Source organism: Mangrovibacterium sp., from assembly GCF_041596335.1.
Classification (GTDB): Bacteria; Bacteroidota; Bacteroidia; order Bacteroidales; family Prolixibacteraceae; genus Mangrovibacterium.
Window position 1 is genome coordinate 171751 of record NZ_JBFHIT010000002.1, and the last position, 24100, is coordinate 195850.

General features: G+C 43.8%; 20 protein-coding genes. 6 read left to right on the plus strand and 14 right to left on the minus strand.

Annotation, left to right across the window (positions count from 1 at the left end):
* The first annotated feature begins 394 nt into the window (after positions 1 to 394).
* Entirely contained in the window at positions 395 to 2605 is a 2211-nt protein-coding gene (katG, locus tag ABZD21_RS01740) for a catalase/peroxidase HPI (protein ID WP_372772416.1), read from the plus strand.
* A 221-nt stretch (positions 2606 to 2826) separates the two neighbouring features.
* Here the strand turns inward: katG and ABZD21_RS01745 are convergent, their stop codons facing one another.
* The 3 genes from ABZD21_RS01745 to ABZD21_RS01755 all read right to left on the minus strand — a co-directional run bounded on the left by ABZD21_RS01745 (position 2827) and on the right by ABZD21_RS01755 (position 4480).
* Complete coding sequence (locus tag ABZD21_RS01745; RefSeq protein ID WP_372772418.1) at positions 2827 to 3018, minus strand: cold-shock protein; 192 nt, start codon at positions 3016 to 3018, stop codon at positions 2827 to 2829.
* 200 nt (positions 3019 to 3218) lie between these two features.
* Positions 3219 to 3404, minus strand: a complete 186-nt coding sequence (locus ABZD21_RS01750; RefSeq protein WP_372772419.1) for a hypothetical protein — start codon at positions 3402 to 3404, stop codon at positions 3219 to 3221.
* Between the two features lie 761 nt (positions 3405 to 4165).
* Positions 4166 to 4480 carry a Bor/Iss family lipoprotein gene (locus ABZD21_RS01755; RefSeq protein ID WP_372772421.1) on the minus strand — a complete coding sequence of 105 codons (315 nt, stop codon included), beginning with the start codon at positions 4478 to 4480 and terminating at the stop codon, positions 4166 to 4168.
* Positions 4481 to 4651: 171 nt separating this feature from the next.
* On the opposite strand from ABZD21_RS01755, the gene ABZD21_RS01760 reads away from it, so the two are divergent.
* Positions 4652 to 7105 carry a helix-turn-helix domain-containing protein gene (locus tag ABZD21_RS01760; protein ID WP_372772422.1) on the plus strand — a complete coding sequence of 818 codons (2454 nt, stop codon included), beginning with the start codon at positions 4652 to 4654 and terminating at the stop codon, positions 7103 to 7105.
* A 146-nt stretch (positions 7106 to 7251) separates the two neighbouring features.
* Here the strand turns inward: ABZD21_RS01760 and ABZD21_RS01765 are convergent, their stop codons facing one another.
* Entirely contained in the window at positions 7252 to 8676 is a 1425-nt protein-coding gene (locus tag ABZD21_RS01765) for a hypothetical protein (RefSeq protein ID WP_372772423.1), read from the minus strand.
* 263 nt (positions 8677 to 8939) lie between these two features.
* Between ABZD21_RS01765 and tal the strand changes: the two genes are divergently transcribed.
* Complete coding sequence (gene tal, locus ABZD21_RS01770; protein WP_372772424.1) at positions 8940 to 9896, plus strand: transaldolase; 957 nt, start codon at positions 8940 to 8942, stop codon at positions 9894 to 9896.
* Positions 9897 to 9997: 101 nt separating this feature from the next.
* Here tal and ABZD21_RS01775 read toward each other — a convergent pair whose 3' ends face one another.
* The 6 genes from ABZD21_RS01775 to hrpB all read right to left on the minus strand — a co-directional run bounded on the left by ABZD21_RS01775 (position 9998) and on the right by hrpB (position 16260).
* Positions 9998 to 10936, minus strand: coding sequence for an MlaD family protein (locus ABZD21_RS01775; RefSeq protein ID WP_372772425.1), 939 nt, complete (start codon positions 10934 to 10936; stop codon positions 9998 to 10000).
* An 11-nt stretch (positions 10937 to 10947) separates the two neighbouring features.
* On the minus strand, positions 10948 to 11676 hold the full coding sequence (locus ABZD21_RS01780; RefSeq protein WP_372772426.1) for an ABC transporter ATP-binding protein: 729 nt from the start codon (positions 11674 to 11676) through the stop codon (positions 10948 to 10950).
* 9 nt (positions 11677 to 11685) lie between these two features.
* Positions 11686 to 12465 carry an MlaE family ABC transporter permease gene (locus tag ABZD21_RS01785; RefSeq protein WP_372772428.1) on the minus strand — a complete coding sequence of 260 codons (780 nt, stop codon included), beginning with the start codon at positions 12463 to 12465 and terminating at the stop codon, positions 11686 to 11688.
* A 218-nt stretch (positions 12466 to 12683) separates the two neighbouring features.
* Positions 12684 to 13079, minus strand: a complete 396-nt coding sequence (locus ABZD21_RS01790) for a YchJ family protein (RefSeq protein ID WP_372772429.1) — start codon at positions 13077 to 13079, stop codon at positions 12684 to 12686.
* Positions 13072 to 13770 (minus strand): DUF2293 domain-containing protein, encoded by a 699-nt coding sequence (locus ABZD21_RS01795; protein WP_372772431.1) that lies wholly within the window; start codon positions 13768 to 13770, stop codon positions 13072 to 13074. Before ABZD21_RS01795 ends, ABZD21_RS01790 begins: the two co-directional genes overlap by 8 nt.
* A gap of 3 nt (positions 13771 to 13773) precedes the next feature.
* Positions 13774 to 16260: an ATP-dependent helicase HrpB gene (hrpB, locus tag ABZD21_RS01800; RefSeq protein WP_372772433.1), complete on the minus strand. Its 2487-nt coding sequence runs from the start codon at positions 16258 to 16260 to the stop codon at positions 13774 to 13776.
* A gap of 275 nt (positions 16261 to 16535) precedes the next feature.
* Here hrpB and ABZD21_RS01805 point away from each other — a divergent pair, with 275 nt between their 5' ends.
* The 3 genes from ABZD21_RS01805 to ABZD21_RS01815 are packed head-to-tail and all read left to right on the plus strand — an operon-like array spanning position 16536 to position 17917.
* Positions 16536 to 17114 carry an NADPH-dependent FMN reductase gene (locus ABZD21_RS01805; RefSeq protein ID WP_372772434.1) on the plus strand — a complete coding sequence of 193 codons (579 nt, stop codon included), beginning with the start codon at positions 16536 to 16538 and terminating at the stop codon, positions 17112 to 17114.
* A 37-nt stretch (positions 17115 to 17151) separates the two neighbouring features.
* Positions 17152 to 17487: a 4a-hydroxytetrahydrobiopterin dehydratase gene (locus ABZD21_RS01810; protein WP_372772436.1), complete on the plus strand. Its 336-nt coding sequence runs from the start codon at positions 17152 to 17154 to the stop codon at positions 17485 to 17487.
* Positions 17488 to 17530: 43 nt separating this feature from the next.
* Positions 17531 to 17917, plus strand: a complete 387-nt coding sequence (locus tag ABZD21_RS01815; RefSeq protein ID WP_372772438.1) for a DUF302 domain-containing protein — start codon at positions 17531 to 17533, stop codon at positions 17915 to 17917.
* A 210-nt stretch (positions 17918 to 18127) separates the two neighbouring features.
* Here the strand turns inward: ABZD21_RS01815 and ABZD21_RS01820 are convergent, their stop codons facing one another.
* The 4 genes from ABZD21_RS01820 to ABZD21_RS01835 form a co-directional block, all read right to left on the minus strand.
* Positions 18128 to 18502 (minus strand): group 1 truncated hemoglobin, encoded by a 375-nt coding sequence (locus tag ABZD21_RS01820; protein ID WP_372772439.1) that lies wholly within the window; start codon positions 18500 to 18502, stop codon positions 18128 to 18130.
* Positions 18503 to 18719: 217 nt separating this feature from the next.
* Positions 18720 to 19826, minus strand: coding sequence for a nickel-binding protein (locus ABZD21_RS01825; protein ID WP_372772441.1), 1107 nt, complete (start codon positions 19824 to 19826; stop codon positions 18720 to 18722).
* Positions 19827 to 20139: 313 nt separating this feature from the next.
* Positions 20140 to 23358, minus strand: a complete 3219-nt coding sequence (locus tag ABZD21_RS01830; protein ID WP_372772442.1) for an FtsX-like permease family protein — start codon at positions 23356 to 23358, stop codon at positions 20140 to 20142.
* A complete protein-coding gene (locus tag ABZD21_RS01835) occupies positions 23355 to 24029 on the minus strand; it encodes an ABC transporter ATP-binding protein (RefSeq protein ID WP_372772443.1) in 675 nt (224 codons plus the stop codon). Before ABZD21_RS01835 ends, ABZD21_RS01830 begins: the two co-directional genes overlap by 4 nt.
* Positions 24030 to 24100 lie beyond the last annotated feature (71 nt).

The following is a 24100-nucleotide window of genomic DNA, read 5'->3' on the forward strand; positions in this document are numbered from 1 at the left end:
TTGACTGTATCTTTGTAGTAGATTTTATTTCATAAGTTTAGGTTTGATTAGTTTTATTGGTTTAGTTAGGTTTGAAAAGGGTAGATAGAGATCTACTCTTTTTTTTTGCTCCCTACCCAACTACGCCATTACAATCCAATCCGTTCAGATCGTCGTAAGCAAGCACACTCCGGAATCCCACCCATCATTTTTTTTCAAGTATTCTCATTCTCAAACCACTTCAGATTTAATAATACCGCAAACTCTTTCACACCTGCTTTGAATGTTGTAAATTAATGGATTATTGCTCCTTAGATGAATCTATATGCTTACGTTTTCAGTATATGTACTTCAAGAGCTGTCGATTCCCGACAGCCGATTCTAGCAACCAAATTATTAATTTTAACTAAACAATATGGGTAATACAAATCACGAAAGCAAGTGCCCTGTTACGGGGGCAACTTCAAAACACAGTGCGGGTGGTGGTACATCAAACCGCGACTGGTGGCCAAATCAATTAAACCTGAATATTCTTCGGCAACATTCACCGCTGTCAAATCCTATGGAGGAAACGTTTAATTATGCCGACGAATTTAAACGTCTCGACCTTAAAGCTGTGAAAAAAGATCTGATGGATCTGATGCACGACTCGCAGGATTGGTGGCCGGCAGACTTTGGCCATTACGGTCCGCTATTTATACGCATGGCGTGGCACAGCGCCGGAACATACCGTACTGGCGACGGACGAGGTGGCGGAGGACGCGGCCAACAACGTTTTGCCCCTCTAAACAGCTGGCCCGACAATGTCAGTCTTGATAAAGCGCGTCGGTTGATATGGCCTATCAAACAAAAGTATGGAAAGAAGATTTCGTGGGCCGACCTGATGATTCTCGCGGGAAACGTTGCACTAGAAAGCATGGGGTTCAAGACTTTTGGGTTTGCCGGTGGTCGCGAAGATGTTTGGGAACCGGATCAGGATGTATACTGGGGAGCGGAAAAAGAATGGCTTGATGCTCAACGGTATTCAGGTGAACGCGATCTGGAAAATCCACTTGCTGCAGTTCAAATGGGATTGATTTACGTGAATCCCGAAGGTCCGAATGGTGTTCCCGATCCGCTTGCTGCAGCTGCCGATATTCGCGAAACATTTGCCCGAATGGCTATGAATGATGAAGAAACAGTCGCATTAATCGCTGGCGGTCATACTTTTGGCAAGACTCACGGTGCTGCCGATCCGAACAAATACGTTGGGCCTGAACCTGATGCCGCCGGCCTGGAGCAGCAAGGACTTGGCTGGAAAAATACATTTGGAACGGGCAATGCCGGAGATACGATTACCAGTGGACTAGAAGTTACCTGGACCAAAACTCCGACTAAATGGAGCAATAACTTTTTTGAAAATTTGTTTGACTACGAATGGGAGCTGACTAAAAGCCCCGCTGGTGCTCATCAATGGAAACCACGCGGTCAAGCTGGTGCCGGCAGTGTTCCTCATGCACACGATCCGGAGAAACGACTTGCTCCAAATATGCTCACAACCGATTTGTCGTTGCGATTCGACCCTATTTACGAGAAAATATCGCGGCGTTTCTATGATCATCCGGATGAGTTTGCCGATGCTTTTGCCAAAGCGTGGTTCAAACTAACCCACCGGGATATGGGGCCGCGTAGCCGTTATTTGGGACCGGAGGTGCCAGCTGAAGATTTAATTTGGCAGGATCCAATTCCATCTGTCACTCATCAGCTGATTGATGATCAGGATATTGCATCACTAAAAAGCAAAATAACAGCATCCGGACTACCCGTTTCCCAACTGGTATCAACCGCATGGGCATCTGCTTCAACCTTCCGGGGTTCCGACAAACGAGGAGGTGCAAATGGCGCGAGAATACGCCTTTTACCACAGAAAAACTGGGAAGTCAACAATCCGGCACAGTTATCCAAAGTTCTTGAAACTCTTGTCAGTATTCAGACAACATTCAACAAGGCACAAACTGGTGGAAAACAGGTTTCTTTGGCCGATCTGATCGTTTTGGCAGGATGCGCCGGTGTTGAAAAGGCAGCTAAAAATGCCGGACATGATATTATTGTGCCTTTTACTCCGGGTCGTGCAGACGCTTTGCAGGAGCAAACAGATGTGGATTCGTTTGCCGTACTTGAACCGAAGGCTGATGGCTTCCGGAATTATGTGAAAGCAAAATATGCGATACCGGCAGAAAAAATGCTGATTGACCGATCGCAGCTTTTAACACTTACGGTGCCTGAGATGACCGTTCTGATTGGTGGCCTCCGGGTATTAAATACGAATGCCGACCAATCCAAAAACGGAGTTTTTACAACACGCCCTGAAGCACTAACGAACGATTTCTTTCTGAATTTGCTCGACATGAATACGATGTGGAAACCAACCTCGAAAGACGAGGATCTGTTTGAAGGTCACGATCGTAGTACAGGCGAACTAAAATGGACGGCAACTCGTGTCGACCTGATTTTCGGATCCAATTCAGAACTACGCGCTCTGGCAGAGGTTTATGGATGCTCCGACTCACCGGGGAAATTTGTAGCGGATTTTGTTGCAGCCTGGAACAAAGTAATGAACCTGGATCGGTTCGATCTGACAAAATGAAAGGCGATTAGCAGTGCGGTGGTGTCAAAATCGTAGTTGCAAGATTAAAGGTGGTTCGACAACGAATCACCTTTTCTATTGCCCTTAACTCTCCGCTGTTTTAGTTAGAGTTACTTCCATCCCCTTCCATTCTATGAATAGGGATATCGCTCTGCCTGAATACAAAAAGAGCTGTCTGAAATGAATCAGACAGCTCTTTTATGCGTGCGTATATGATAACCTTATACTAGTCTAACATTAATGGCACTCAGTCCTTTTGGTCCTTCTTGAAGATCAAAAGTCACCTCATCATTTTCACGGATATTTTCTTTCAATCCGGTTGAATGTACGAAATACTCTTTTGGTGAAGTCGCATCTTTGATGAAGCCGAATCCTTTCGATTCATTGAAAAACTTTACTGTTCCTTTGTTCATGATATGAAATTAAATTATTGACGGCAAGGTACGCTTAATTATCAGAAGCCAAGCACTTATCGCAATTTAATTTCGATTTAAGGTGATATAAGGGATACTTTAGAGATCAAAGTGTTAAAATCGTGCGCTCTATTTTTCATGTAAGTCCTCCAACGAACAAATTTTTTGGAATTTGTTTTTCTTCAAGAAATCGCGATTGGCTACAATTGCTCAATTGTTCGCTCCAACTCACTCGTTGTAACTCCTAAGTCTGTGGCAATCATCTTGTAAAAGTCGGCTTTCGATTCGTGCCTCCAGATCAAATCAGCATTGGTTAACTGAGGAAACTCTCTTTTTAGCTTTATGGCAATCGCATTCCATTCATTCAAATCAAATTCTTTATCCATCCTATAGTTTTTAATTTATACCCAAACGTCCAACTCAATCCATCTTTTCGGAGATCTGTTAGGCACTTTCTGCTAATTGAGAAGTAAATTTCTACCAGAAAGTTCAAGCCAAGCCTACAAAGATACTGATTATTAGGACGAAAACCGCATAAAATTCAATAATAGTTTTCAAGCCAGTGCTTTCCTTACACTTTACAGTTTGAAAACGGTACTTTAAACTCCGATAAAGTGAGCAATTCTGCGGAAATCGAAGTCTTCAGCATTCTGTCGGCTTTGTTTCCCGATCGACTGGCATCTTACCTAATATTGTTGAACGAAAGCTAAAGTGCCTAGTCTCCAGCACCTTTAGTGTTCTACAATAAATAATTTGATTATGAAAATAGCACCATTTTAATTGAGCGGGCTTGTTTTTCCCCTCCCTCTCTCACCAACGGTGCCAAAGCATCAGGGCAGGGCAACGCCCTGTTAAAGGAATAGTTGCGATTTGTTGGCAGCCCTGCAGGGACGGGAGCGATAAATCAGTCCGAGACATGCCGCTCATCAAAATCAACTCGATATTTCTTTAGAAATGCCCGGAGTTCCTCCTGAAAACTAAAGAACAAATACCATATTTGATTCACAATTCGTTAGGGAGGGTTGAATAAATCGGGTTAAATGAACAATTAGTCAGCATGTTGACTAAAAACAAATGCCTTTTCGGAAGATTAATTGCTTCCGAAAAGGCATTGCTATCGCTACGAGGAATGCATGTTCGAATACTGTTATTTTTTATCGTCTAGCGGCACGTAGAATGTAGTTGTAGTTGGGCAATAAATCCCCCAGGTTAAACCATTGATTAGGCCATTCACAAATGATTGGTTTGTCTTAATAACATAGTTTTGTCTCCCTTTTACAAATTCTTCCGCTTTAAGATTCGTTTTTCCACCAGGAATCAAACCATATAGCCAATGACTGTTCCATTGTTTTTGAACTTCAACAACAGGGTCATTTTCAGACACATTGCCAACTAATATCCGATTATTGTAACACGAAGTTAATGCAACAGCACAAATGGCTGCAAACAGAATGTTTTTCATTGAGTATAGTTTTTAATTTATATTCCGCAAATATATGTCAAACTACAAAATGAGTCAATAGTATTATTTATAATTCTGTTTACTCAGTTTTTAGATGTCGTTTTCCGTCTGGAATTCGTAATTTTAACCGGCCGATTTTAACGGACTAAGTATTGAAAAACTCCAACAAACATGAATACCAATAAAGAACTGGAACTAGCCTATAAATTCGTCAATTTTACGAACCGAAATATTTTCCTGACCGGAAAGGCCGGAACTGGCAAGACAACCTTTTTGCACCGGCTAAAAACGTCGACTTACAAACGCATGGTTGTAGTTGCCCCAACGGGTGTTGCAGCAATTAATGCCGGAGGAGTAACCATTCACTCGTTTTTCCAGCTTCCGTTCGGCCCTATTCTTCCGGAGCAGGACGGTCGTGAGGAGGCAAACAATACAAAGCCAATTACCGGCTATCGGTTTACCAAACGCAAAATTGATATCATTCGCTCGTTGGACCTGCTGGTTATCGATGAGATAAGTATGGTTCGGGCCGATTTGTTGGACGGAATTGATCAGGTTCTACGAAAGTACCGCAACCGTTTTCAGCCTTTTGGAGGGGTACAAATACTCATGATTGGCGACTTGCAACAGCTTGCGCCGGTAGTGAAAACCGAAGAATGGAATCTGCTGAAACCCTACTACAGCAGCACGTTTTTCTTTGGCAGCCGGGCTTTTCAGCAAGCCAATGTTATTGGTATTGAGTTGAAACATATTTATCGTCAGGCCGACGAAACCTTTATTCGCATTTTAAATGAAATTAGGGAAGACAAGTTGAGCCAGCCTTCACTCGATATTTTAAACGGGCGACATATTCCGGATTTTAACCCCGATTCTACGGAAGGTTACATTCGATTGACAACGCACAATCTGGCAGCCGATCGGGTGAACAGTCAGGAATTGGAAAAACTGACTACCAAAGCGGAAATTTTCGATGCCGAAATTGTAGGCATTTTCCCCGAGCATGCCTACCCCACCGCTTTTCATTTAAGGCTGAAAGTTGGTGCCCAGGTGATGTTTGTTAAGAACGACAGCTCGATGGATAAGCTTTACTACAATGGAAAAATTGGTACCGTTGAAGCCATCGACGACAAATTGATTTATGTGAAATGCCCGGGCGATTATGCCACAATTCCGGTAGACCGCGAACTTTGGAATAACATGAAATATGAGTTGAATGATAAAACCAAAGAGTTGGAGGAAAAAATTGAAGGTTCCTTTTTTCAATACCCGTTGCGGTTGGCGTGGGCTATAACCATCCATAAAAGCCAGGGCCTAACCTTCGAGAAAGCCATTATTGATGCGCAAGCAGCCTTTGCACACGGCCAAACCTACGTTGCTTTGAGCCGTTGCAAGAGCATGGAGGGACTGGTGCTTAGCAGTCCGCTCTCGACCAAAGCGGTGATCTGCGATCGTGAGGTGAATGGATTCAACCAAAATGTAACCGAAAACCAGCCTGACGAAAAAGTCCTGTCACAATCTAAGAAAGCCTATCAACTCTCTCTGCTCGATGAGCTTTTCAACTTTAAACCTTTTGAATACCAAGCCAAACAAGGCCAAAAGATATTGCAGGAAAACAGCAGTTCGTTTATCGGTTCGTTGGCCGCTACAATGGATACAATTACTGCTCAATGCACCGACGAAATTATTCCGCTGTCGGCTAAATTTATGCGGCAGGTGAACGAACTAAGCTCCCACAGCGAGGATATTGAAAACAATGAGGAGTTGCAGGAACGCGTTAAAAAGGCGAGCCAGTATTTTCATGAAAGATTATTGAAAGAATGGCAGGAAGAGTTAAAATCAGCTTCGTTTGAAACCGATAACCATGCGGTAAAAAAAGACGTTCAGGAGAGGCTGCTTAAAATGAAAAGCATGTTGCAGGTAAAACTCACTTGCTGGCAATTGTGCACAAATGGCTTGGTGGTATCCGATTTTCTTTCAGTACGTGCGAAGGCGCTGTTAACCGGGGTTCCCGAAGCGAAGGAAACGGCAACTCCGACCAAAGGGATAGACACCAAAAACCCGGAATTATTCCGGAAATTACAGGTTTGGCGTAAGGAACTTTCGGAGGAACGCGACGTTCCTGCCTTTCAGATTTTAACTCAAAAAGCACTTGTTGCCATTGTAAACGAACTGCCGTCAAACAGCAAAGCTTTGCTCGCCATTAAAGGAGTTGGTAAAAAAACGATTAAACTGTACGGGAAGGATATCTTGCAATTACTGGCAGACTATGTCCGCGACAAAGATCTGGATGTGACGGTTCAAACCGAAATAAAGCTCGAAGAGAAAGCGCCGAAAGGTTCGTCGAGAGAGATTAGCTATCAACGATTTTTAGCCGGTGAAACCATCGGCCGGATCGCTACCGAGCGCAACATGGCTGTTACAACCATTGAAGGGCATTTGGCCCACTATCTCAGCACCGGCAATCTGGACATCAAGCAGTTTGTACCCGAAGAAAAAATTGCAGTAATTCAGTCTCATTTTGAGAAACACCCTGATCATGGTTTAACCGATGCCAAAAATAGCTTAGGCGAAGACTACAGCTACTCCGATTTGCGATTTGTAAAGGAATGGAGGGGGCAAAAATGACGTTTCTGCTCTAAGGAGCATGCATGTTCTAGTCGCAGCTATTTTTGTTGCAAATCCACCAATGGGAGGCTTACAAAACCGGACGCGATGTTGTGGTTTCTAAACAATCTCCGAAAACACAACTAACTCGCAGCAATCGGATAACATCAGATCAGATCGGTTTGCTGCGAATTATTGCAATTGAAATCGAATAATTGATGTTCCACTATTTGTTGATAAACCTTTGGCGGCAGGAAATTCATCAATCGCTTGTCGCCATTGCGTATCAGTTCTTTAATGTGTTCTGAGGTTTGCTTAATAAGCAAGTCAGAATCAATTTTGAGCAGCAATATCTTCTTGGTCTGGTTTAAATACTGCCATAGTAATTTTTTAGAATCGTTAAAATGGTTGTCATCGGGATAGACCACTTCACCACTTTTTGTATCGATATACGGAAACAGGTAAAGTTTCACATTTTCATGAAAAAGCTTACCAACCGATTCCAAAAGACCACCACGAAGGTCGCGGTACAACGTTTCGTCTAAAATGAGATCGAATGTTGGCATCCCCATAATAATCCGCAGCTTAATCATTTTAAACTGTCCAAAATAGTTCACCAACTCAAAATAACGGCTGAAGTTTGAAACCATGACACTCTGCCCTACCATGTTCAACAAATCAACACGTTGAAGGAAATCCGTTTCATCTACTTTACGATCCTGCATGAGATTATTCAACGAGATTTCGCAAAAGGCAATGGTGTTATCATCGCGATAATCTTCGTCTCGCTTAAAAACATCGAGACTTTCATTCAGAAACTCTATCACCAGATTATTCACCGGACGAAAGTAACCACGCATAAGCAGTACGTTCTTTTTATACAACATATCGCCCGGATGCTGTACTTTCCCGCTTTCGTCAAACATGATTGCCGGTGTCATGTTATTGCTTACGAGCATAAGGTTCAGAATCCGGTTGTCTACCCATTTTAAATCAGGTCCTTCAACATAGACATAATCCACTTCTACCCGCTCAATATCAAGGCTATCCAGCAAAGCCAGCAGTACTTTCCGGGGATCTTCCCACTGAAATAAAGCACCATAAATCAGGTTGATGCCAAGAGTCCCTAAGCTGTATTGCTGAAGCAACGTATCTCGTTCGTGCAATTTTACGTGAATAAAAATCTTGTTGGGATTTTTTCGTTCAGTTCCTTCAACCGCAATTCCCAACCAACCATTTCCCTGGTTCGTTTTGTTGTAGTTTAAGGTCTCTACCGTGTTGGCAAACGCGAAAAATTTCTGATCGATTTTCTCGTCCAGAATGGTCAACATCTCATTATATTCATATTCAACCATCTTTTTCACCCGGTCTTCGGCCACATATCGCGAAGGAGCTCCTTGATTGTAAAAGTAGTCACTGAAACTTTTGTCATAGGCTGAGATGGTTTTTGCAACTGTATTTGAAGCTCCTCCAGCCTGAAATAAATGCCTCGCTGTTTCCTGACCTCCGCCAATCTCTGCAATTGAACCGTAATAGTTTGAATCAATATTGATGTGAACCGATTTTTCTTTTGTACTAAGTGCTTTCGCCATAAATTAGTTGATTTTGCGTTGCCAATGTTTCAAATCGTATCCTAAAGGAAGAATAAAATTCCTTAAATGTAACAGGTTCCGGAAGCTTTTGTTTTCTGGAATTTACAATGCTTTTTGTCGATTATTACAATTAAGCATTTGACGCGATTCAAACAAATCCATTCGGTCCGGCAAAACGGAATAAAAACGGATTGCTTTACTCGTTTCCAAAACCTGAAGGCTTCATGATTGTTTATAGTTAAAAACCTAAATTATAAAGAATTATGAATTTGCTCGATCAATTAAAAACGATGACAGTTGTTGTTGCCGATACGGGAGATTTTGAATCAATTAAAGCGTTCAAACCTCGCGACGCAACCACAAATCCATCATTGATTTTGGCGGCCAGCGGCAACGCAAAGTATCAACCGCTCATCGACAGTGCGGTAAGTTTCGCAAGAGCAAAGGGCGGTTCCAAACGCGAACAACTCAGTTTATGCATGGATAAATTGTCGGTGAATTTTGGAACTGAAATTCTGAAAATTGTTCCCCAAAGGGTGTCTACCGAAGTCGATTCACGCCTGTCGTTTAACACTGAGGCAACGGTAGCCAAAGCCCGCCAACTGATTCAGCTATATGCAGATTCGGGTGTGCCAAAGGAGAAAATTCTGATTAAAATCGCGTCGACTTGGGAAGGTGTAAAAGCTGCTGAGGTGCTCGAAAAAGAAGGCATTCATTGTAATCTTACGCTGTTGTTCAGTTTGGCTCAGGCGATTGTTTGTGCCGAAGGTGGCATTCAGTTGATTTCACCTTTTGTTGGCCGAATATATGATTGGTACAAAAAGGACCTTGGGGTCGACGATATTCCGGCAACGGAGGATCCGGGAGTAAAATCGGTGACCGAAATATTTAAGTACTACAAAAAATACGGTTATAAAACTGAAGTTATGGGTGCCAGTTTCCGGAAAGCCGGGGAAATTATCGAATTAGCTGGTTGCGACCTGTTAACCATTTCGCCGACTTTACTCAAAGAACTGGGCGAGACCGATGGCACGCTAGTAAAAAAGCTCGATGCCAATGATTTAGGTGACTATAACCAACCAAAACTTTCGCTGGATGAAAATGCCTTTCGCTGGATGTTGAACGAAGACGCGATGGCGACTGAAAAATTAGCCGAAGGGATCCGAAAATTTGCAGCCGATATCGTTAAACTTGAGGCAATTATCAGCAAAAAACTATAATTCAACTTTACGGAAAATGCTAGTAATCAGTCACTATGGCTGCTTTGTACTATCCGAATTACGGTTGAACGGTTGCTGATTGCCTGTCTGCCGAGTGGGCGTCATTGCCTTTTCTTTTTCCCGGAGAAGACATTCAGGATCCAGCTTTCGCGAATCGCCTGAGCTGTCTCCACAATCTCGTCGATCCCGTTGTTTAAATTCGTAATGGTTGAATCAACTTTTTGAGTCATTTCGCTGTCGTAGGTCACCTGGTGAGCCAGGCCATCTCCTTGAGTCAGTTCATTGGCAAAAAGCTGTAATTCGCCCAGCAAACCGGCAACCTGCATCGAAACCTCGTTAAATTTATTCAGCAGTTGAACAGTACTACCTGTGATCAGCGAGTCGTTCACGAGCTTTCCTAAATCACCATCTCCGTGATTGATTTTTTGAATTACTTCATTGGTATTTGTCGAAATCAGGAGTAGCTGTTCGCTAATCTGATCGACACGGGTTGCCATCCGGTTTTCATTGAGTAACATGGCCAAATCGCCTTCACCATGATTAATTTTATTGCTAATATCGGCCAGGTTACTCAAGACTACCCGGCTGTTTGCAATCACTGTTTCAGCATCGCGAAGCAAATCATCAATCGTTAATGCCTGAATGGAAACCAGCACATCGTTGTCCTCAATTGGTCCTGCTCCCATAGTTCCGGGATGAATAAGGAGAATTTTACTTCCCATCAGTCCTTCCTGCCCAATTTCAACTTTTGAATCTTTACGGATAAACTCCCGCACTTTTTGATTGATCGACATACCGACCATCACCGAAGTGTCAGAAACAATTTGCACATCGGTGACCGTTCCGACAGTAACTCCGGCATACCTGATTTTATTCCCCTCGATAAGGCCGGCAGCATCCACCAGGTAGCTTTTCACCATAATTTTTGAGGTAAACAGGTTTTGGTTCGCACCCAGAAAATAAATGGCAAGAATGAACAAGAACAAGCCTGTTGTTACCAATAATCCGAGTTTTAAGGTATGGTGTTTCGAATTGATCATGATACATTGTTTTAATGAAAATACCCCCAGACTTCCGAATCATTATTTTCACACAAGTCCTGCCATTTTCCTTCAATATAAAACTGACCATTCATCATTATTTTCAGCTTGTTAGCTGTCAGCTTTACACATTTCATATCGTGTGAAATAATTAGCGATGAAGTATTATATTTTTCCTGAACACTTAAAATTAATTCGCTAATCTCGCCCGAAGTCACCGGATCGAGACCTGTAGTTGGTTCATCGTAGACGATAATTTCCGGTTTGAAAATTAGCGTCCGTGCAACTGCTACCCGTTTTTTCATTCCTCCGGACAACTCAGCCGGCATTTTGTCAATCGCTTCCGCCATGCCAACATTCAAAAGTGCCTCTTCAACCATGTTTCGCAAATCAACAGGATTGATCTCCTTTGAGGTTCGTCTCACCTGAAACTCCAGGTTTTCCTGAACGTTCATGGAATCATACAAGGCTCCTCCCTGAAAAATGTAGCCAACTCTTTTTCTGACTTCATCCAGTTGAATTACATCCAATTCCAGCAGATTCTGTCCAAGTACGTATATCTCTCCTTCGTCGGGATCGAGCAGGCGGACAATGCATTTAGCAAGGACCGACTTGCCCACACCCGATTTGCCGAGAATGGCTATATTTTCGCCTCGCTTAAGGGTAAAGCTGATGTCGTTCAAGACTTTGTTTTCCTGAAAAGACTTTCCCAAATGATTGACTTCAATTACCGTTTCCATAGCTTCAGTTTAAACGCCATAAATCAGATTTGAGAGCTGAACCGCAATCAAATCGATTAAAAACACAACTAACGATGCTGTAACTACTGCCGAATTAGCCGACATACCGACTGCTTCTGTTCCCTGTCCGGTGTTATATCCTTTATACGAGCCAATTAAACCAATAAAAAAGCCAAAAAAGAAGGTTTTAATGGTCGATGGGATAATATCGTAAAACTCGAGCGAATCGAACGCCTGCGAAATAAACAGGACAAATGATGTGCCTTCGTACATATTAATGGAAACGAATGATCCCAGAATTCCGAGCGCATCAGCGATGAAAACCAGAATCGGAACCAAAAAAGTGGTGGCTATGACTCGAGTTGCGACCACAAAATTCAAGGGTTTTGTACCCGACACCTCCATCGCATCCAATTGCTCGGTTACTTTCATCGCTCCCAGTTCGGCAGCAATACCCGAGCTGATTTTTCCGGCGCAAAGCAAAGCTGTTATCACCGGGCCAATCTCGCGGACAATTGAAACAGAAACCATTCCGGGAAGCAAAGTGACGGCTCCAAAATCGAGCATTACAGGTCTTGACTGCAGAGTGAGAACCATCCCCATTATGAATGCAGTGATGGCAACCAACGGAAGCGTCTTATTACCAATGTAATATCCCTGCTTAACTAATTCGCGGTATTCGAACGGAGAACTTAAAAACTGTCGCCCGACGTTTTGTGTAAATAAGATCAAGCTGCCAACTTCAACAAAGAAATTCTCCAATGAAACGTGCAATTTTAGGTTTTTCATGTCCTCTCGTTTAGTACGATGCTTACCCGTTTTACATATTACGAGCAAACGGCTGTTTACGTTCCGATTAACTAAACAAGAAAATCACCCTGTTAAAAAAATGTACGTCTAAATAACGATGTGCCAAGGACTAAAGAGCCCTGCGGAATGTTGGACAATTCGTAATTCGATGTTCGAAATTGATTCAAACAAAAAAAGAAAAAAGTTGATTCGTTGTATTAGTTATGAATGCCCGAATGGTAGACCCACTCCCCTTGTTCACGTTTGAAAAGTGATTTTTCGTGAATTTGCTGCATCTTACCCCCTTCAATATAAAGGGCTCTGAATTCGACAAACCCTGCCTGGTCGGGGGCTTCGCCAGCCTCAGTGCTTAAAATAACCAAGCCCATCCATTGCACCGACCTGGCCCAGTTTTCAATTGATCGACGCTCCTTGACCGGTCGTGTTTCGCTGTGATGGCTTTGCATAAGGTAGCTGCCATTGGCCAACGTGAAAGCCGTATAGCGTGACCGCATTAACTCCAAGGCAGTTGCGGCTGTACGTTTGCCAATAATAATAGCGGCACAACATTCTGCTGCTGGCAGATTGGAGCCACATGGACACAGCTTATTCATGATTGAATTGTTTTAGTTGAGACTGAATTGCTTTTCGAAGCGGACAATCAGCGGCAATTGTTTCGCCTCTTCGGTATTGTCGCAATAACTGAACCGACTGCTGCGCCAATTCTCTGCGAACAGCCCGCCGTTCGCCTTTTACACGTGCAATCTGCATCTTGTCGTAGGCTGTTGTTTTATGCCTCATCCAGGCTATAACAGCACGCGAAGCACGCTCTTCCAACGGAATTAATTGGGTGCGGGCAACGGTTCCACTTCCAACCGGAGTTGCATGTTCTGTTATTGCTTTGGCCATTGTTCGGGCAATCAATTTGTAGCAATCGTGGAAATTCAGATACTTTTCCACCGCCTCTAAAAATTCGCCTTCGTATAATTCTTGCTTCTTCTCTCGTCGTTGCAGATCAGCAATCCGTTTCTTTTGGTAGCCCTCGGTTTGACGAACGGCAGCCACCGTTTGTTGAGCCTCCAAAATTGTTTCTGCGGGCGCCCAAATGCCTTTTGAAATCGTTTTTCGACCCTTTTTGTATTGAACACGCCAGTATTTTCCCTGAGCAGTTACCTTGCGGGTCACTCCGGCATCTCCTGCCGGCAAAAAAATCCATCCTCTGGGCGGACTAACCGGTTCTCCGTATTCTCCGATAAGTTGCCCATTCTTTCCCGGACTGACTAATTGTATATTTTTCTCACGCATGGCTTATTTCGTTTTTCGTTTCACACCGCGCACTGCTTCCTCTGTCCAGGGATCATCGGGCCAGGCATGTTTCGGATAGCGGCGTTTCAACTCCTTTTTCACTTCAAAATAAGTTGAATTCCAAAAACTCCGCAAATCAGAAGTAACCTGAACAGGCCTGAAACCGGGTGAAAGCAAATGCATCAGCACATTGACGCGGCCATTATTCACCGTTGGCGTATCAGCCATGCCAAATACCTCCTGCAGTCGCACAGCTAAAACCGGCGGCATACCGTTTGCCTGATAATCAAGCTTAATTACAGAACCACTCGGAACAGTGATTTTCGATGGTGCTAAACGATTTAACAGGTCTTGTTGCCCGGGACTTAAATGGTAGTGCAAAATAGTAGCCAGATCGATTTTCTTAAGATCGTCGGCCTTGCGAATGCCCTGTAAATAGGGCGAAATCCATTCTTCGTTGGTTTGCAAAAGTGCTTGAGTTGACACATCAGGCCAGCTCAAATCCGGGCACCATTTGCGCAAACTGAGAACACGATTTTGCCATTGAATAACGTCGTCGCTGAAGTTCAGCAGTTGTTCTCCTTCTTTTTTTAGGGCATCGGAAATGGCTTTTTGCAAATGACTTTTATCCGGATTAGGTAACGCTTTCGACTGCAGAACGATGCTTCCAATCCGAAGCTCGCTTAAGGCGATCAATCCACCTTTTTTGCTGTCCCAGCTAATTACTTCGCGACTTTTTACGAGTGGCGCCAAATCTGTCGGATCTAATGGTGAAGCCAAAAAGATGGTTCCCATGCCTTCGCGGGCATTCAAATGGGCAACTGCCAGCCATGCTTCATGAGCCAGATCGTCTTTATGACCAGCCATTGCAATACTCCCGTTCGAAAGTTGAAACTGAGCATTATTGCCAACCCGGGCATGCGCTATTCGTTCCGGATAAGCGTGTACCAGCAACAAACCCGTATCATAGGGATTGACAGCCTCATTTTTCAAGCTACAGCCAATGATTGTTCGATACGACTCGGCAATCTTTTCAATCCGTCGCATTTTTTTACTCAACCGCTGCTCGGCTCGCTGCTTTCGCAACGCTTCAATTCTCAGATTGATATCAATACCTGCTTCTTTACCCAACGGATCCCGCTCCTCCAAAACTGCCGCTAAATCAGTTGCCAGCGCCACATTTCCGTGTTCTCTGGCCATTACCAACATGTGCGCAATACGCGGATGACAAGGCAAGCGATGCAGCTCTTTTCCCAGATTGGTAATTTTTCCATTCTCAAGCGCATCGAGCTGATGCAGTAATTCTGATGCCTTTAAAACCGCGCCTTTGGGTGGAGGTGTGAGCCAGCTTAACTGACTGGGATCCATCATTCCCCATTGGGCTAAATCGAGCATCAAATCGGCCAAATCTGCTTCCATAATTTCCGGAACCCGATGTTCTGCCAGTTGTTCGTGTGTTGCCGATGTCCACATCCGATAGCAACTTCCAGGTCCTAACCGGCCGGCTCGGCCTGCCCGCTGATCAGCCGAATCCTTCGAAATTCGGATTGTTTCCAATCGCGACAGACCAGATTTCGGATCGAAGCGTGCTGTCCGGGCAAAACCGCAATCAACCACCACCTGAACGCCTTCAATCGTTAAACTGGTTTCGGCAATCGAAGTGGCCAAAATTACTTTTCGCTTTCCTTTCCGACTAGGAAATATAGCTGCTAACTGCTGAGCCCTGGGTAGCATTCCGTATAGTGGATGTAGCTCGACGCCCAATTTCTCACCTTTTAAAATCCCTTCGCACTTACGAATCTCACCTTCTCCCGGCAAAAATACGAGTACATCGCCTTCTTGCTCGCGAAGAGCCCGAACAACAACCTGCGCCGCCATTTCCGCAAGCATCCTAACATCGTTTTCTCCGGCATAAATCACTTTTACCGAAAACTGCCGGCCTTCGCTTTGCACAACCGGCGCTTGCAGTATTTCAGCCAATTGCGGCAAATTCAACGTTGCCGACATGACAATAATCCGCAAATCAGGACGAAGAATCTGCTGGGCTTCGCGACAAAGTGCCAGGGCAACATCAGCGTAGATGCTACGCTCGTGAAACTCGTCGAAAATGACCATCGCCACACCTTCCAGCGAATTGTCGGCATGAAGCATGCGGGTGAGAATTCCTTCAGTAACCACCTCGATCCGGGTGTTTTTACCAATTCTGTTTTCGAAACGAATCCGATATCCAACAGTCTCGCCTACTTCTTCGCCCAACAACGAAGCCATACGCTCGGCTATACTTCGGGCAGCCAACCGTCGGGGTTCCAGCATAATGATCCTTTGGCCACTCGCCTTTAAATCGTTGAGTAAAGCCAGTGGCACCAGTGTGCTTTTACCTGCCCCCGGAGGTGCATTCACGATGAGCGTGTTTGAAGCTTGGAGTTTCTCGCTTATTTCATCGAGAATGGCCACAATAGGCAAGTCAATTAGATGCGGATTGAATGTCAAAATAAAAACAAATTAAAATGATGGCGTTTTTCATGCCCTGTGCACGAAAGATCAGAAGCAAAAATAGGAAAAGCTGCAAACTTCTGCCCCATTAATTGTTATTGTAGGCAACAAGTGCGCCGATTTGGCTGTACAACGTTGAAACAGAAGTCACGTATAATAAAAAACGAAATTAACCTGATCAGTCACTTATGCGGAAATGAAAATAATTTTCAGCAACGCGGAGTTTCAAAACTACGAGCTTAATTTTTAACAAAATAACTTCAATGCTGCCGATGAAAAATATTGTTATTATAAAAGGAAGTGTACGACCAAATAATTATACTTCGATGGCCGTCGACCTGCTGATCGATGAGATTAATAAGAATCACGAAGTATCGTATCAGGTCATCGATCCGAAAGACTATAAACTATCCTATCCGGGCCTAAACGAACACTCGGTAGATGCCGTGCGCCTGATAGCCGCTGTAAAACCCGCAACCGGAGTTATTTTCGCGACTCCTGAGTATCATGGTTCATTCAGTGCCGCCATCAAACTAATGATCGAGAATATGGGTTTCCCTTCAGCCTTATCGGGTAAACCAATCGCCTTGCTTGGCGTTGCATCGGGCGATATTGGCGCGATAAAATCACTCGAAAGCCTGCGCAGTGTGTGTTCCCATGTTGGAGGAATCGTTTTACCCGGACCGGTTTCAGTTCCGCATATCAACAAAGTATTTGACGAAACCGGCAAGTGTGTCGATCCTAAAATGGAGAAACGGATACGTTCTGTCTTTCTAAACCTGATAAACTACATCGACGAATTTAACTGTCCGACCGTGACATTGGAGGACTTGGTTCGAGATAAGAACTGACGGAAAATCAGCCATTAAATACTAAAATACACCAATCATGGATGAATTAAGCAAACAAAACTGCGAAGCTTGCCGAATTGGCGCTCCACTGGTTACTGAAAAAGAAACAAAATTACTGAAACCCCAAATTCCAGAATGGGAAATCATTATTGATGAGGGGATTCAGAAATTGCAGCGAACATTTAGCTTCGACAACTACACTGATGCTTTGAGCTTTAGCTATAAAGTTGGCTTGGCTGCAGAGCACGAAGATCATCATCCGCGTATGATTACTGAATGGGGGAAAGTTACGATTACCTGGTGGACTCACAAAATAAAGGGCCTTCATCGCAATGATTTTATTATGGCAGCCAAAACTGATAGGCTATTGTAGTCATCTCTTAGCTTAAATCTAAAACCATTAAACCGTTCTGATTATGAAATATTATATCGCAAAAAATCTACCCTGCACATTTGAAGAAGCAGTAAAAAAGACGACTGAAGAGTTGCAAAAAGAAGGTTTTGGTGTTTTGAGTGAAATCAACATTCACGAAAAACTGAAAGATAAACTGGGGGTTAAATTTAACCGCTACCGGATATTAGGTGCCTGCAACCCACCGAGTGCATACAAAGCCCTGCTATCTGAAATTCACATCGGGGTGATGCTGCCTTGCAATGTCATAGTGAGAGAACTCGATGACAAGACGGTAGAAGTTTCAGCTGTTGACCCGATGGCCTCGATGATGGCTGTTGAAAACGAAGAACTGGGGCCCATTGCCGAAGAAATTAAAGATCGCCTAAAACGCGTTATTCAGGCTATTTAGTCGGATACCGAGTAAGAAGGCAGCGAATTGGGCGGAAATTGCTTTCGCCTACGCTACCTTTTTGTTTTTATGAAGTGCTGACCTCTTAACCATAGGACCGAACGCACGAATTGGACTGATTGAATAGTTTGATTGATCAAAATCAACAGTCTGGTCTCAGGCTTTATTTAAAACGCTTGGGAATCTTACTGCATCTACCTCACAAGCAGACTATTGTGCAATAATCATTCCTTTTAGTGACCATAAAATAGCAAGAACATCCTTTTGCGATTCTTCATCAATTTGATGTTTGCTAAGCACAACGAATATGTCGTCCATCACATGCATGTACTCACCCGGGCTTATATTCATTCCGCGATGCGTTTCAGGCATTTCACGCCCGGTGTAGGTAACTGGCCCTCCACTTCCGGCACTGAAGAACTCAACGGTGTGTCTTTTTATCTCGCTAAGCTTTTCCGGTGTTTCCTGATAAGGAAGAAAACGTGAACTTACGGCTGAATTGTTCATGTGCTCTTCTACCACATCATCAACAATTTTAGTGATGCCCTCGGTACCTCCCAGTCGTTCGAATAATGTATTTCCCATGATAAATAAGGTTTTAAGTTTAACAATCTAAACCCAAATCGTTCCGATTTTGTGGCTATTGGAAATCATCAGGCAATACTATTGGAATGACATCGCACACAAGTCCGAAATGTTTGTTTATCAAAGGTATGGCAAATATTACAGTGCTAACTATCACTTATTGGTCAAACTATAGCATATTTAGGTCTTTTTATCTTCAAGCAGGCTATTTCTCAGATTAGGCTGAGTGTTGGTGATATTCGGAAGGCAACATGCCATATTTCTGATGGAAGCACTTTGTAAAATAAGAAGGACTGTTAAAACCTGAATCGTAGGCAATTTCAGCAATACTCCCTTTTCGTTTGTGGATGAGTTTTAGTGACTTATTTAAGCGATAATCTTTAATAAAACTATTGGGTGACATGCCAACCAAGGAGACGATCTTCCGGTAAAACTGGGATTTACTGTATCCCATATGTTTACTTAAGTCGTCTACTTTCAATTCCGGAATCTGCCACGATTCCGCCAAAAAGTCAAGTAATTCGTTCATAAACTGTTCATCGGCCGGCTTGAGTATTTTGAATAAGTCGTGATCCAGATAGAGATTCCGACTTTCCTGCTGATACAGTTCACTTATCTCCGAGCTTACATACACCTGGGTTCCTGATAAATAAAAAAGACGCTTCCCTATTTTCAAAGCATCTTCGAAAAACGTTTTATTCCCGTCCACCGGAACACCGGCACTAATACCCATTTTCAAATTACCTTGCGTAAAATTCGGAGATTCACTCCAAAACCGGTAACTGGCATACAGTTCTATGGCACAAAACACAGCCTGAGAAACTTTTCTAAATACTCCCAGCATTTGCCACGATTTTTGATCCGCTACCGCTCCCTCAAATCGTCTGATAATACCTTCGATCTGCCTCATACACAGCCTCAATTGAGCTGATTCGGATTCGTTATCCCCGAACAGGAAGGGCTGATTATCAAATCCAACAACCATGATTACACGAAAAGCTGAGTCCTCAATAATTTTCGAATTTGCATCAACTTGTTTTTTCGGATCTTCAATGCGTCCCAAAAAAGATTCTACAATTTCGGGATTTACTTCTATAATTTCGTGAGGTACTTCACCGTGAGCCTGATCGTGCATCTTTTGGATGGCCTCTTTATTTGGTGCATCTATCAAACAAAAAGCGGTTTTTCTCTTGCTGTCGAACCAATACGTCAGTCCCCGACATTTAAATTCGTGCTGTATTGCTAAGTCCTGTTGATGAAGTTGGGCTACAATAGCCGCTGTTACATTAGCTGAAACATCGTGTCGATCCATATAGATAGGCATAAGGCAAAAGTTTAAGTGAATACAACGTCAAACATTTCAATTTATCAGGGTAGAGGTCAATTTTTTATACTCCTTGAAATACTGAATAGTTTCAGACGTCTTGCCTATCGTACCGAATATTGCCCCATAAAATGGCAAATCGGATCCAATTTCAGACGATCTCAAAAGCAAAAAAGAGGTCGCCGTTTAATACAATCCTGGCAGCAGAAGTTGGAGAATTGGAGTTCTTAATGGAATCGGAGACGAACCGAATTGAATCGCAGTTACCTAATGCAATGGTGTAAAATCAAGCTATGCACCAGTCAGCTATAGCTTATTCATTTCGCAAAACTTCACTTGCCTGTCCTTTCATGGCCCACCGGTGGCCGGCAACAACCCACAACCAGGCACTGAACAACACTAAGGCAAACACACCGAGGCTCCAGTACAAAAGTTTGAAATAGCTATCCGAAATAAGCGTGGGCAAAGCCGAAAGAACAGCAGGAATCAATCCGCATAAAAGAGCCAGGAAAACGATAAACAAGTGGCCTTTCAGACTGATTGCACGAACTTTTTTCCTGGTAAACCCAACAGCCTGGAGCACTGCAAAAGCCGACCGCTGTTCGAACAGGCTGCGGAAAATAACAATCGCTAAACCAATGGTTCCGATAAGTAAGCCTAATGCGCCCAACATGAGGAAGATATTGAGATAAGTATTTTCGATCTGGTAAAACATCAACAAGCGGTCGCTGCAAGTTGAAATTTCCATGCCATAGTTTCGGAAAGCTGTTTTCAGCTCGGCTTCGGCATCATTCGGTGCATCAATTAAAAACACAGTGGAGCCACTTACCGAAGGAAAATTAGCTTGAAAAAGACTGTCTCCAATCAAAATATTTCCTTGAAAAACTGAATTTGCCACCCCGCCGATCAACTGCAGAATAATATCGTCGCCAGCTTCATTTTGATACACCAACGTATCGCCAACCGTTTTACCTAAACTCCATTTGATTACCGAGGCATCAGCAATTGCAGGGATAGCTCCGTTGGTCAATGGCCGTTGAAGCGATAGCCACGGATGATCCGAATTGAGATGTTCATCAGTTTCAGTAAATGTAAACGCCTGTCGGACATCCAGAGCAGACGGATCAAAGCCAAGCACTCGTGGCTTGCTCACCCTGTTCAGGTTTAAACAACTGGCATCGGCTCCATCCAGCGCTTGAAATTGCACAAAATGAGCCGGAGAGCCGTCCAGCCCAAATTGAAAACGGCCTTCCTCCGAATTCAAATCATATAAAATCGGGAAGCTACTCTCAGCGAAGAATTGATATCCACCCGTTCCGGATGAAGGCAGATCAGCATTTCGGGTCAAATCTTTTCGAAACAGTCCGGTTGACAAAACCAGAAAAATACCGATCGACAAAAAGCCGACTATCAGGTTATTTTTCCGGCGATCGGAAAAACTCATCAAGGTCATGAAATGCCCGAACGATAAGCCATTCGCCTCTCGCTGAAGTATGGATTGAAAGCCGTAATCGACTAGAAAAAGCAAGCCCGGCAACATTATAAATCCGGCTGTAAAAAATATTTCAGGCTGAATATCGCGGCCAATTCCCTGAGCAATCATCATCCCCAAAGCCAGAATCACCAGTCCGAGACCAAGCCATAAATTGCGCTTTTTAAGTTTTTCGGAAACCACCTGTTTCCGCTGAACAGCGGTAATTGCTTCGGTGGAGAATTTTCGCAGAATGAGCCAAACGCTTAGCAAACCAATCGCCAGAATGCTAATCACAGCTATAAAAACAGATTGGGTTCGAAGATGAACTTCGATTACTGCCGTTCGGACAATGTCGTGCCAAATGCCATTGATGGCATCTACGATGAAACTGTTATAAGCGAAGCCCAATGGTATTCCGAACAGAATTCCCGGAATAATTAACGAAAGCCCTTCGAGCAAAAACAATTTTTGAATTTGTTTCCCCACGAATCCCAACGCATGCAGGGTGCCAATTTCGTTGCGACGGAAATTCAGATACAGCCGAAACATCAAAAAAGCCAGTAACAAAGCCGCGAACAGTACAAAAAAACTAAGTCCGATGAACAGACTTCCAAAATCAACACCTTGGCTGGCAGCCTGCAATCCCTGCTCCCGAACAGCAGTGATAACAAAACCCAAATCGGCAGGTGATACCGATTGCAGAATGCTCGTCTCCAATTGCAATTGATTTACATTCGAAAACTGAATGGCTGTCGCTTTGCCGTATCGGTTTCCCCAAAGCTTTTGTGCTGTTTCGAGCTCCACAAAAGCCTTGGGCGTTCCTTTATAGTTGTTCCAATAGCTTTCGTCTTTCGGACGTATCAGCGATAAATCAACCGGCACGCCAGTTTCCCAATCGCTGCAATGTCCTGCGTCCGATAAGCCGGGAATTTCCGGCACGAGCGCCAAATCGGCCCATTTCCCCGAAATAGGAACAATGCCCGACACCGAAAAAGCTGCTTGTTTTTCTACCAGCCGCCGTAGCGGGCCCACTTCAAAATACGTGAGCTGAATGGAGTCACCTTCTTTGGCCTCCAGATCGTCTGCAAGCCACTGGTTAATGAGAATTTCATTCGCTCCGATTGGAACATCCGCTTGCGGCAGCCCGCTCACAAACGAATACGGTGTCAATTTTCCATTCGCATCAAAGCGATTTACAAAATAGGTTAAAATCGTCTGTGCCGAAGAATCAATTCGTTGCAGTTTATTCGCCAGACTATTCTCCAAAAACACGCGCTCCGATCGCACTCCCACCATCTGATCTGCCGAATCGGTGAAAATGTCAAAATTAAGGTCATCTAACTGCCAATGTTTCTGAATCTGATCAGTCAGTATTCGTTCATCCGTGTTGTCATCCGATATCAGAATCAGGTTCGCCTTATCCTCCAGTTTCATCTGTCGGTTTAGCCATTTCAACGAGACAAATACATTTAGCGGAGCCGATTGTGCCGGTTGTAAATTGAAGTTTCCGCAAGTTTTGGCCGAAGCAATCGCTTTTACCTTTACCCGAAATGAGACAGTGCTTTCATCAGCTGAGACAAAAGGCGTATTGGCAGGATAAGCACTCTGTCGGTTAACGCGCAGCATAAGCTCTTCGCCAACCTTCAAGCCCAAAACTGTCGCCAGTCGTTCGTTTAAAATCGCTTCATTTTCGGCCATCGAAAAAAGACTATCAGTACCGGCTATCTGATTAAACGAACCATCGACACCCCAAACCTGAAGATGATTGGCACGCGACTTTCCGCCATCGACAACCGCCATTCCGCTCGAAAATAAAACGGGAACACCGGAAATATCAGCAGCCAGGTTTGCCCGAAATAAACGTTCGCCCCCAGACACGGTCCAGTGAGTTTTGCCGAGGCGTTGCAAGCTTATTTTTTTCAGGTTGAAGGAGACCGTGTCGCCAATCATGAGAGCACCCAATAAGATGGCCGTGCTTAACGCAATCCCGGCAACAATAGTCAGATTAAGTTTTTTGAAATGGAGCAGCGATTTCAGGACGTAGCGGAACGTACTCATTGCAACTGAAGTTTTCCATCGGTTAAACGGTAAATTTTATCCATACGCGAAGCCAGACGAGTGGCGTGAGTCACTACTAGCAGGCTCACATTTTCTTCGCGATTGAGTTGCAACAAAAGCTCCGTAAGCTGATCGGAAGAATGTTGATCCAAAGCCCCTGTTGGCTCATCAGCCAGCAAAATTTTAGGGCTGTTAATCAAGGCTCGCGCAACTGCCGTTCGTTGGCACTCTCCCCCTGAAAGCATCGAAGGGCGCTGTTTTTGAAGCGAAGCGATGTCCAAACGGTCCATCAGATAATCAGCACGTTTCAATAGTGCATTATCAATCTTCCGACCTGGAGCCAATGCCGGCAGTAAAATATTTTCTTTTAAGGTAAACTGAGGCAAAAGGTGGTGAAACTGAAAAACAAAGCCAATCGAACAATTCCGAAAAGCAGCCAACTCAGCGTCAGACTTAGAAAACACCGGTTCTCCGTCGAGTAAAATGCTGCCCGAATCGGGTGTATCCAACGCGCCAATCAAGTTCAACAAAGTACTTTTACCCGATCCCGAAGGCCCCACAATAGCCAGTCGCTCTGCTGGTTTAATCGTCAGATCAAGTTGATCCAGTATAATTCGTTTTTCTCCGGAACCGGAAACAAAGCTTTTACAAAGTTGATTGATTTCAAGCATGAATCAGTTTTAAATTGAATGTTTTACCATTTCATTTTTTTGAATTGAAATGCGTTGCAGAGTATCCCCAT

Bases quoted from the DNA above. Each gene is read 5' to 3' on its own strand.
- ABZD21_RS01785 (WP_372772428.1), bottom strand. From the start codon at position 12,465: ATGAAAAACCTAAAATTGCACGTTTCATTGGAGAATTTCTTTGTTGAA.
- ABZD21_RS01805 (WP_372772434.1), top strand. From the start codon at position 16,536: ATGAAAAATATTGTTATTATAAAAGGAAGTGTACGACCAAATAATTAT.
- ABZD21_RS01825 (WP_372772441.1), bottom strand. From the start codon at position 19,826: ATGCCTATCTATATGGATCGACACGATGTTTCAGCTAATGTAACAGCG.
- ABZD21_RS01815 (WP_372772438.1), top strand. From the start codon at position 17,531: ATGAAATATTATATCGCAAAAAATCTACCCTGCACATTTGAAGAAGCA.
- ABZD21_RS01790 (WP_372772429.1), bottom strand. From the start codon at position 13,079: ATGAATAAGCTGTGTCCATGTGGCTCCAATCTGCCAGCAGCAGAATGT.
- ABZD21_RS01775 (WP_372772425.1), bottom strand. From the start codon at position 10,936: ATGATCAATTCGAAACACCATACCTTAAAACTCGGATTATTGGTAACA.
- ABZD21_RS01830 (WP_372772442.1), bottom strand. From the start codon at position 23,358: ATGAGTACGTTCCGCTACGTCCTGAAATCGCTGCTCCATTTCAAAAAA.
- ABZD21_RS01810 (WP_372772436.1), top strand. From the start codon at position 17,152: ATGGATGAATTAAGCAAACAAAACTGCGAAGCTTGCCGAATTGGCGCT.
- ABZD21_RS01755 (WP_372772421.1), bottom strand. From the start codon at position 4,480: ATGAAAAACATTCTGTTTGCAGCCATTTGTGCTGTTGCATTAACTTCG.
- ABZD21_RS01765 (WP_372772423.1), bottom strand. From the start codon at position 8,676: ATGGCGAAAGCACTTAGTACAAAAGAAAAATCGGTTCACATCAATATT.
- ABZD21_RS01745 (WP_372772418.1), bottom strand. From the start codon at position 3,018: ATGAACAAAGGAACAGTAAAGTTTTTCAATGAATCGAAAGGATTCGGC.
- katG (WP_372772416.1), top strand. From the start codon at position 395: ATGGGTAATACAAATCACGAAAGCAAGTGCCCTGTTACGGGGGCAACT.
- tal (WP_372772424.1), top strand. From the start codon at position 8,940: ATGAATTTGCTCGATCAATTAAAAACGATGACAGTTGTTGTTGCCGAT.
- ABZD21_RS01820 (WP_372772439.1), bottom strand. From the start codon at position 18,502: ATGGGAAATACATTATTCGAACGACTGGGAGGTACCGAGGGCATCACT.
- ABZD21_RS01795 (WP_372772431.1), bottom strand. From the start codon at position 13,770: ATGCGTGAGAAAAATATACAATTAGTCAGTCCGGGAAAGAATGGGCAA.
- ABZD21_RS01750 (WP_372772419.1), bottom strand. From the start codon at position 3,404: ATGGATAAAGAATTTGATTTGAATGAATGGAATGCGATTGCCATAAAG.
- ABZD21_RS01760 (WP_372772422.1), top strand. From the start codon at position 4,652: ATGAATACCAATAAAGAACTGGAACTAGCCTATAAATTCGTCAATTTT.
- ABZD21_RS01780 (WP_372772426.1), bottom strand. From the start codon at position 11,676: ATGGAAACGGTAATTGAAGTCAATCATTTGGGAAAGTCTTTTCAGGAA.
- ABZD21_RS01835 (WP_372772443.1), bottom strand. From the start codon at position 24,029: ATGCTTGAAATCAATCAACTTTGTAAAAGCTTTGTTTCCGGTTCCGGA.